Consider the following 8,091-nt stretch of genomic DNA (forward strand, 5'->3'; position numbering starts at 1 on the left):
GGCAACACCAGTCTTTTGCTGATGTTCACCAGCCTTTGGTATAGCCGGGTGCTGCGTATAAGTTTTTTGAGATTGAGCATGATTTAAATTTACTTCATACCGCTTACCTCCGCTTCAATCACCTTCATTATTAATTATTCATTCTTAATTAATACCCGGCCTGGTTCAGCGCCGCCTGGTATTTGTGCGCATTTGCCAGGTGCTCCTTATACGTGGCGGCAAAGGCGTGGTAGCCCGAAAAATCAGACCGTGCGCAGAAGTACATATAGTCTGTATCAGGTGTATTCAGCACCGCATCCAGCGTTTTAACAGAAGGCGTGCATATAGGGCCCGGCGGAAGACCGGGGTATTGATAGGTATTGTACGGGGAGTCAAATAGCGTGTGTGCTTCCCTGATACGCTTCAGCCCAAAATCCTGCAGGGCAAATTTCACGGTGGGGTCGGCCTGCAGGCGCATGCCTTTCCGGTAGCGGTTCAGGTACACGCTGGAGATCAGGGGCTTTTCATCATTCTTGTTCGTTTCTTCCTCAACAATAGACGCCAGTACGGTAACCTGGTTAATGCTGAGGCCCAGCTGTTTGGCCTTGGTTCTGCGTTCGGTATTCCAGAAATGTTCCCTTTCTTTTTCCAGCTTTTCAAAGGCGGCTTCGGCCGAAGTGTTCCAGTAATACTCGTAGGTATTGGGCACGATGGCGCACATAACGGTATTGGTGTCAAGCCCGAACTGGCGCAGGTATATATCATCCTGCATAAGTATGCGCAGGGCAGTGGAGTCGGCCTCCAGGTTGGCGGAGATCTTTCTTACAAAATCGTTTTTGGTGCGCAGCTTGGTGATCACCAGCTGTACAGGCGCCTGTTTGCCGGAGCGCAGCAGCTTTACAATCTCAAAATTGCTCATGCCCCATTTGATCTGGTAGCGTCCTGCCTTTACGCGGGTGGGGTACCCCAGCCGCCGGGCTGTAAAGTCAAAGCTGTTACGGCTGCTCACAATGTTCTGTTCCTCCAGCCCGTCCAGCACATCGGCATAGGTGCTGCCGGTGCGTATGTAAAAGTATTTTTTATCGCCGAAAGCTTTGGTGTTGGGCCCAAATACGCGGTATGCTATAAATACCAGCACGCCCGCAATAAGGGCACAAATAATCACTACGGCACGCCGTACCCAGGAGCTTCTTTTTGATGATTTTTTAGTCGCGTTGTTTTTCTTTGTTGTAGTTGCCATAGCGGTTTTCCATAAAAAAACCTCGCTTTTTAACGGCGAGGTCTGAATATAGTTAAATATACAGCATTATTTCTTTTGAGGAGCCGGTTGCTGTTGAGGAGCCGGTGTTGTACCGGGCAGGGTAGCCGGTGCGGCAGGCGGCGGTAACGGACGGCCCGCATTCTGTTCCATAATGGTTTTGGACTGCGGTGTAACGGTGCTTTTGCCGATAAAGGCAGAAGAGGCCAGGCACAACACTGCAATGATGATTGCCAGAATCCAGGTACCTTTTTCCAGTACGTCTGTAGTTTGGCGTACGCCCATTACCTGGTTGCCAAAACCGCCGAAGGTGCCGGATAAGCCGCCGCCTTTCGGGTTCTGTACCAGTACAAAGAAACCAAGCAGCACACATGCCAGAATGATCACAATACCAAAGAGTAATAACATAAGTTTATTAGTATTTCCTGTTAATTTTATTGGTTTTCAGACTCCAGCTGCAATGTCCGCAATTCCTGGATCTTTTGCGCAAAATAAGTGCTTTTGCCGGGATTAAGCAAACTTAATTTTTGATATATCTGGATGGCCGTCTTATACTGCCGCTGCCGCGCCCATACCTCCGCCAGCGTTTCTGAAACAATATCATCGTTCAGGGTAATAGACTCCATGGCCATCTTTTCCACGGTTTCAGATACTTCAGGATCAGCGTCTACATAGCTGCGGCTCAGCTGCTCATGATACCAGTCCCTGTTGGCTTTTTGGGCAAAGCCCTGTTTCATTTCCCGCAGCCAATCCGTAAAGCTCCGCATTTCTGCTGCGCCCTTTTCGTTCAGATCATCTGCCTGTTCCGGCTCTTTCAGCTTTTTATAGGCAAAATAATCGTCTGTATACAGGGGTTGAAAGGTTAGCGTTGTTTCTTCTTCCGGTATTTCCAGCGGGAATATCTTCAGGGGTTCTTCAGCAGCTGCTTCGGAGGCGTGCGGTTGGGCAGGGGCTTCCGGCTGCTGCCCGGCAGCCTGTGATGCTGCGTGTTCCGTATGTTCCGGCGTGCCTGCTGCTACCGGTTCCTGCACGTTTTCAGCGGGTTCCGGTGCACTTTCAGCTACAGGTGGCTCATGCATATACGCGGCTGCTACCTGCTCGCTAACAGAACCGGTATCTTCCTCATCGGCCCATTCATCCTCCTGCTCAGCTGCGGGCGCTGTTGCCGCCGCATCCGGCGTTACGGTTTTACCCCAGTCATCTACTACTGCTTCAAAGTCCAACTGGCTGGCGGTGGCGCCGGCGTCTGCTGCCGGCTCTTCCGCCCATTCATCCACAACCGACTCAATTTCGTCGGCTACCCCGGGTGTAATGCCGGTACCGGCCACTGTTGCGGCGGGCACCTCCGTAGTTTCATCTGCAGGAGGCATGGCTGCTGCGGTATCGGCTATGGCCTCTTCCTTTTGCGGCGTTGCTGCAGCGGGTATATCCAGGCCCTCCAAAGGCGTGGGGTCCGCAGGGGTAAAGGTGGTTGCCGTAAAAGGCGAGTCTATCAGCGAAGTAACAGCGGGCGTGGCTTTTTTCTCCAGCTCACCGGTTATAAACTGGTAAAAGTAGTGCGGGTTATTGCTGTACAGCTGCGCTTTCTTTATAGCAGGGGCATGCAGGTTCAGGTACCGGTCGTAATGTTTTTGCGCCAGCAGCAGGCGGGCAGCTGTAAAATACGGGTACTCCGCTACCATGTCCTCCAGGGCAGCTTCGGACACCATTGGGAGTGACGGCTCCCGGAAAATATGCTCAATGATCCTGTTTGCGGTCATATACTGCTAAAATATGAATATTTCTTATATCTGTATGTTACCAGTTGGCAAATGCCCTGTTAAAAATAGCGTCTGTTATTTGCGGAAGAATGGTTTCATCCAGCAGCTGGTTTTCGACCTGGCTTGGCAGCTGGTCGGCGCGGAAGTCGGCAGACTGTGAAAAAGGTTGTGTCCAGCCCTTTTTATCGCCTACGCGTTTTACAAACACAACGTTAATGGTAACGGTTAAACGGGAAGTGGCTGCCTTATCTACATTGGTAACAGCGGCATTGGAGAAGTTGTAACCGGTTATTGTGGCTTTGAACTCATAATCGGCATTATCCTCGTTGATCTGTGTGAGCTTGGTTTGCGACTGTATTTTGTTACGCAGCTTTTCCGTTACCCGCTGGCTCAGGGTAGGGTTGGTAATGGGCGCACGGTTCTCGATAAAACGCACATTTACGGTTTTGGCTCCCTGGTCTATGCTGGCGCCCGTCAGGGAATATTTTACAGAACATCCGCCCAGCGCTGTTAACAGCAGCATGGTTATTGTTCCTTTTAATAATCTGGTTATGTTGCTCATCAAAAATGTAATAAATCAATCTCCAATATTATACTCTTTCAGCTTACGGTACAAGGTCCGTTCTGAAATACCCAGGTCCAGGGCCGCGTCTTTTCTTTTTCCTTTATGTTTTTTCAGCGCTTTTACAATCAGCTCTTTTTCCTTGTCGGCAATGGAAAGGGTTTCTTCCACTTCCTCATGATGGTCTATCTCATGATCCGGCAAAATAATACGCGACGGCGCGGGCAGCACATTGCTGTTTTCCGCCGGCGTATAATTGTGCAGCATATGATCGTGGTTATTATCCTGGTGGTAAGCGGCCGTATGCGCCAGGTTGGGATTTTGCAGGATGTCGAAGAACATTTTCTTCAGCTCGTTCACATCCTTTTTCATGTCAAAGAACAGCTTATAAAGGATGTCGCGTTCACTTGCAAAATCGCCGGCGCCCTGCTGCTGCGGTGCGGCCAGCATAGGCAGGCGCTGTGTTTGCGGCAGCTCCGGTAAAAAGCGCTGCAGCTCCCGGGCCGTTACTGTTTTATCCTGCGCCAGCACCGATATTTGCTCCGCCATGTTCTTCAGCTCACGCACATTTCCCCGCCAGGGATAGTTCACGAGCATATTGCGCGCTTCATCATCCAGCTGTATAGAGGGGGTTTTGTAGCGTTCTGAAAAATCCACGGAGAACTTGCGGAACAGCAGGGGAATATCTTCCTTACGGTCGCGCAGTGCAGGTACGCGAATGGGCACCGTGTTCAGGCGGTAGTACAGGTCTTCCCGGAACTTGCCGTGCTGCGTTTGTTCCAGCAGGTCGCGGTTAGTGGCTCCTATTACGCGCACATCTGTTTTCTGTACCTTGGACGAGCCCACGCGGATGAACTCCCCGGTTTCCAGCACGCGCAGCAGGCGGGCCTGGGTGCCCAGGGGCATTTCGCCAATTTCATCCAGGAAAATGGTGCCGCCGTTCACGGTTTCAAAATATCCTTTACGGCTGTCCACCGCACCGGTAAAGGAACCTTTTTCGTGGCCAAACAGTTCCGAGTCAATTGTTCCTTCCGGGATGGCGCCGCAGTTAACGGCAATAAACGGGTTATGTTTCCGGGCGCTTAATGCATGAATAATAGTAGAAAATACTTCCTTACCCACACCGCTTTCCCCGAAAATCATAACTGTGAGGTCGGTGTTGGCTACCTGCGCCGCCACCTGCAGGGCATAGTTTAATGCAGGTGAGTTTCCGATAATGCCAAATCTGTTCTTAATCGACTGTATTTCCATAGCATCAGCCTCCGGCTTACTGTTTTTAAAATCAAAAGGTATGACCCTACACTACCTTTCCTATTAAGGTAGCGGCGGTACAATCTACAACCTTTACCTGCACATATTGTCCCTTTTCATAGTTTTCTTTTGGAAAAACGATCACCTTATTCTGGTCATTCCTTCCGAACAGGTCGTCGACAGAGCGTTTGGAAGGACCTTCCACCAGTACCTTAAACGTTTTTCCAACATCTTTCTGCATACTTTCCAGGGCATGTTTGCGGTGCAGCTCCACTACTTCGGCCAGCCTGCGTTTTTTTACTTCTTCCGGCACATCATCCTGGTAGCGACGGGCAGCCAGCGTGCCCGGGCGCTCGGAGTAAAAGAACATATAGGCGAGGTCGTACTTCGCAAATTCCATCATGCTCAGCGTGTCCTGGTGGTCTTCTTCCGTTTCTGTGCAAAAGCCGGTGATAATGTCGGTAGAGAGGCCGCAGTCGGGCAGTATTTCGCGGATGCGCTCCACTTTTTTCATGTACCATTCCCGGGTATAGGTGCGGTTCATGAGCTGCAGTACGCGGGTGCTGCCGCTTTGTACCGGCAGGTGAATGTAATTGCAGATATTTTCGTACCTGGCCATGGTGTGCAGCACCTCATCGGTAATGTCTTTAGGATGGGAGGTGCTGAAGCGCACGCGCAGCAAGGGACTGATCTGCGCTACTTTTTCGAGCAGGCCGGCAAAGGTGATGATCTCCTCCTGTTGGTTTTCGGGTGATACGCCTACCCAGTAGTAAGAGTCAACATTCTGTCCCAGCAGCGTTACCTCACGGTAACCGCCGTTGAACAACGCCGCTGCTTCCTGTACAATGGAGTAGGGATCGCGGCTGCGCTCGCGGCCGCGGGTAAAGGGCACCACGCAAAAGGTGCACATATTGTTACAGCCCCGCATGATAGATACAAAGGCGGTAACGCCGTTGCTGTCCAGTCTTACAGGGCTGATGTCTGCATAGGTTTCTTCGCGGCTCAGGAGCACGTTCACGGCCTTCTGTCCGGTGGCGGCTTCCTCCACCAGCGCGGGCAGGGTGCGGTACGCGTCCGGGCCCACCACCAGGTCTACCAACTTTTCTTCTTCCAGCAGCTTGGCTTTCAGGCGTTCGGCCATACAGCCTAATACGCCTACCAGCATACCGGGATTGCTTTGCTTCAGCTTGCGGAATTCCTGCAGGCGCTTGCGCACGGTTTGCTCCGCCTTTTCGCGGATGGAGCAGGTGTTGAGCAGTATAAGGTCGGCTTCCTCATAGTTGCGGGTAGCGCCAAAGCCTTCCCCGTTCATTATGGAAGCCACAATCTCGCTATCGTTGAAGTTCATTTGGCAACCATAGCTTTCTATGTAGAATTTCTTGTGATAAGTTTGTTCAACAGCCGTTTGCGGGGCAAATGCTTCACCCTGGCGGCTTTCATCATGCACTTTTGTTACCTGTTCCAGCATTATTCTGTCAGAAAATTTTAGAATAGCAAAAGTAATGAATTAAATGGAAAAATGACAGAATGGCAGCGAGGGAGAGAAGAGAAAGAGAGAATGAGCGGGAAACGGGGCTCGAACCCGCCACCTACGGCTTGGGAAGCCGTCGCTCTACCAAATGAGCTATTCCCGCTTATCGGTTTGCTCATGGAGCAAACCGGGCATCAAATGTAAAAAATTAATTCAGAAAACCTATACGCTGGCTACCTTCTTCATCACCCAGCTGTTTTTAACAGGGATCAGCCACTTTTCTTCCAGCTCTTGTTTGGTAAGCACGGTATTGTTCAGGTACAGGGTGTTTTCATTAATAAAGCCTTTTTCAAAAGCGTAGCCTACCTGGGCCATGGGCAGCAGCTGCAGGTGATCTTTCACCACAAAGCCCAGCAGCAGGCGGTCAAATAAATTTACCTCATACTGGCGTTCCAGGCTTTTGATAACGCGTACGGAGCTGTCTGTGCTGCAGCCGCTAACGCCGGTGGCGCTTTCGTCGGCCATCAGCACAATTACCTGGTTAAAAAACAGCTGCCCGAACCCTTTTACAGGAGTGCCGTGCGATTGCCACTGGCTGGCAAACTGGTGTAGCTGCTCGTTTATTTCAAGCACTTCCCGCTCATTGAACGGGCGGTTACTCTGGTATATCCATACCCGGGAGTCGGGTGCAAAATCCGCGGGCAATAATTGCTTTATTTGTGCGATCGTCATAATAATGCAAAGCTACGATATTCATGGTAATGATGAATTGTCCAGCTGTTTGGCTACAATTTCCGCAATGTCCAGCACCTGCACGCTGTCTTCCTTACCCTGCTCCTTTACGCCGTCTGTAAGCATGGTCATACAAAAAGGGCAGTTGGAGGCAATAACGGCAGCGCCGGTTTCCACGGCTTCACGGCCCCGCTCAAAGTTTACGCGGGTAGTGCCTTTTTCCTCTTCCTTGAACATTTGCGCGCCGCCGGCGCCGCAGCACAGCCCATTGCTGCGGCAGCGTTTCATTTCCACCAGCTCGGCGTCCAGCGCTTCCAGCACTTTACGGGGAGCTTCATATATATTATTGGCCCGGCCCAGGTAGCACGAGTCGTGGTAGGTAATGCGGCGGCCTTTGAAGGCGCCGCCTTCCGTTATTTTTATTTTGCCTTCATCTATCAGCTGCTGTAAAAAAGTAGTATGGTGCATCACTTCATAAGCGCCGCCCAGCTCGGGGTACTCATTGCGGAAAATGTTGAAGCAATGCGGACAGGTGGTCACAATCTTTTTAACGCCATAGCCATTGAGCACCTGTATGTTGTTTTGCGCCATCATCTGGAAAATGAACTCGTTGCCGGCCCTGCGGGCAGGATCGCCGGTGCAGCTTTCTTCCTTGCCCAGTATGGCAAAGCGGATGCCTGCCTTTTCCAGGATGGCGGCAAAGGCCCGGGTGATCTTTTGCGCCCGCTGATCAAAGCTGCCGGCGCAGCCCACCCAAAACAGCACTTCCGGTGTTTCGCCGCCGGCGGCGTATTCGGCCATTGTTTTTATCGTCATACAAATCAGTTTATTGTTAATTGCCTGTTGCCCACTGGTCACGGTCGTCGGGAGAGAATTTCCAGGGAGCCATATTATTTTCAATGTTGCTGAACATCATGTTCCACTCTGCCGGTGCGCTGGACTCTTCCATTACCAGGTGGCGGCGCAGCTGTAAAATAATATGCAGCGGGTTAATGCTTACCGGGCACTCCTGCACGCAGGCATTGCACGTGGTGCAGGCGCGCAGCTCCTCTTCGGAAATATAATCGCGCAACAGCGC

Annotated in this window: 8 protein-coding genes, 1 tRNA gene and 1 pseudogene; all 10 read right to left on the minus strand. The window is 51.3% G+C overall.

Annotated elements, in window-relative coordinates:
- Window positions 1-148 precede the first annotated feature (148 nt).
- Entirely contained in the window at window positions 149-1,219 is a 1,071-nt protein-coding gene (gene mltG, locus VFS25_RS13020) for an endolytic transglycosylase MltG (protein WP_326462586.1), read from the minus strand.
- Window positions 1,220-1,285: 66 nt separating this feature from the next.
- On the minus strand, window positions 1,286-1,645 hold the full coding sequence (gene secG, locus VFS25_RS13025; RefSeq protein WP_326462587.1) for a preprotein translocase subunit SecG: 360 nt from the start codon (window positions 1,643-1,645) through the stop codon (window positions 1,286-1,288).
- Window positions 1,646-1,671: 26 nt separating this feature from the next.
- Window positions 1,672-2,997 (minus strand): hypothetical protein, encoded by a 1,326-nt coding sequence (locus tag VFS25_RS13030; protein ID WP_326462588.1) that lies wholly within the window; start codon window positions 2,995-2,997, stop codon window positions 1,672-1,674.
- A 37-nt stretch (window positions 2,998-3,034) separates the two neighbouring features.
- On the minus strand, window positions 3,035-3,520 hold the full coding sequence (locus VFS25_RS13035; RefSeq protein ID WP_326462589.1) for an LptE family protein: 486 nt from the start codon (window positions 3,518-3,520) through the stop codon (window positions 3,035-3,037).
- 54 nt (window positions 3,521-3,574) lie between these two features.
- Complete coding sequence (locus VFS25_RS13040; RefSeq protein WP_326462590.1) at window positions 3,575-4,810, minus strand: sigma-54 dependent transcriptional regulator; 1,236 nt, start codon at window positions 4,808-4,810, stop codon at window positions 3,575-3,577.
- A 46-nt stretch (window positions 4,811-4,856) separates the two neighbouring features.
- Window positions 4,857-6,278 (minus strand): tRNA (N6-isopentenyl adenosine(37)-C2)-methylthiotransferase MiaB, encoded by a 1,422-nt coding sequence (gene miaB, locus VFS25_RS13045; protein ID WP_326462591.1) that lies wholly within the window; start codon window positions 6,276-6,278, stop codon window positions 4,857-4,859.
- A gap of 93 nt (window positions 6,279-6,371) precedes the next feature.
- Window positions 6,372-6,444: transfer RNA gene (locus tag VFS25_RS13050), tRNA-Gly, on the minus strand.
- Window positions 6,445-6,503: 59 nt separating this feature from the next.
- On the minus strand, window positions 6,504-7,013 hold the full coding sequence (locus tag VFS25_RS13055) for a hypothetical protein (RefSeq protein WP_326462592.1): 510 nt from the start codon (window positions 7,011-7,013) through the stop codon (window positions 6,504-6,506).
- A 21-nt stretch (window positions 7,014-7,034) separates the two neighbouring features.
- The gene (locus tag VFS25_RS13060; protein ID WP_326462593.1) at window positions 7,035-7,829 is read right to left on the minus strand and encodes a (Fe-S)-binding protein; all 795 of its coding nucleotides are present in this window, start codon (window positions 7,827-7,829) and stop codon (window positions 7,035-7,037) included.
- 16 nt (window positions 7,830-7,845) lie between these two features.
- A pseudogene (locus VFS25_RS13065) lies at window positions 7,846-8,091 on the minus strand ((Fe-S)-binding protein); the annotation flags it as partial.

This window comes from Chitinophaga sp. (genome assembly GCF_035761305.1).
Lineage (GTDB): Bacteria > Bacteroidota > Bacteroidia > Chitinophagales > Chitinophagaceae > Chitinophaga.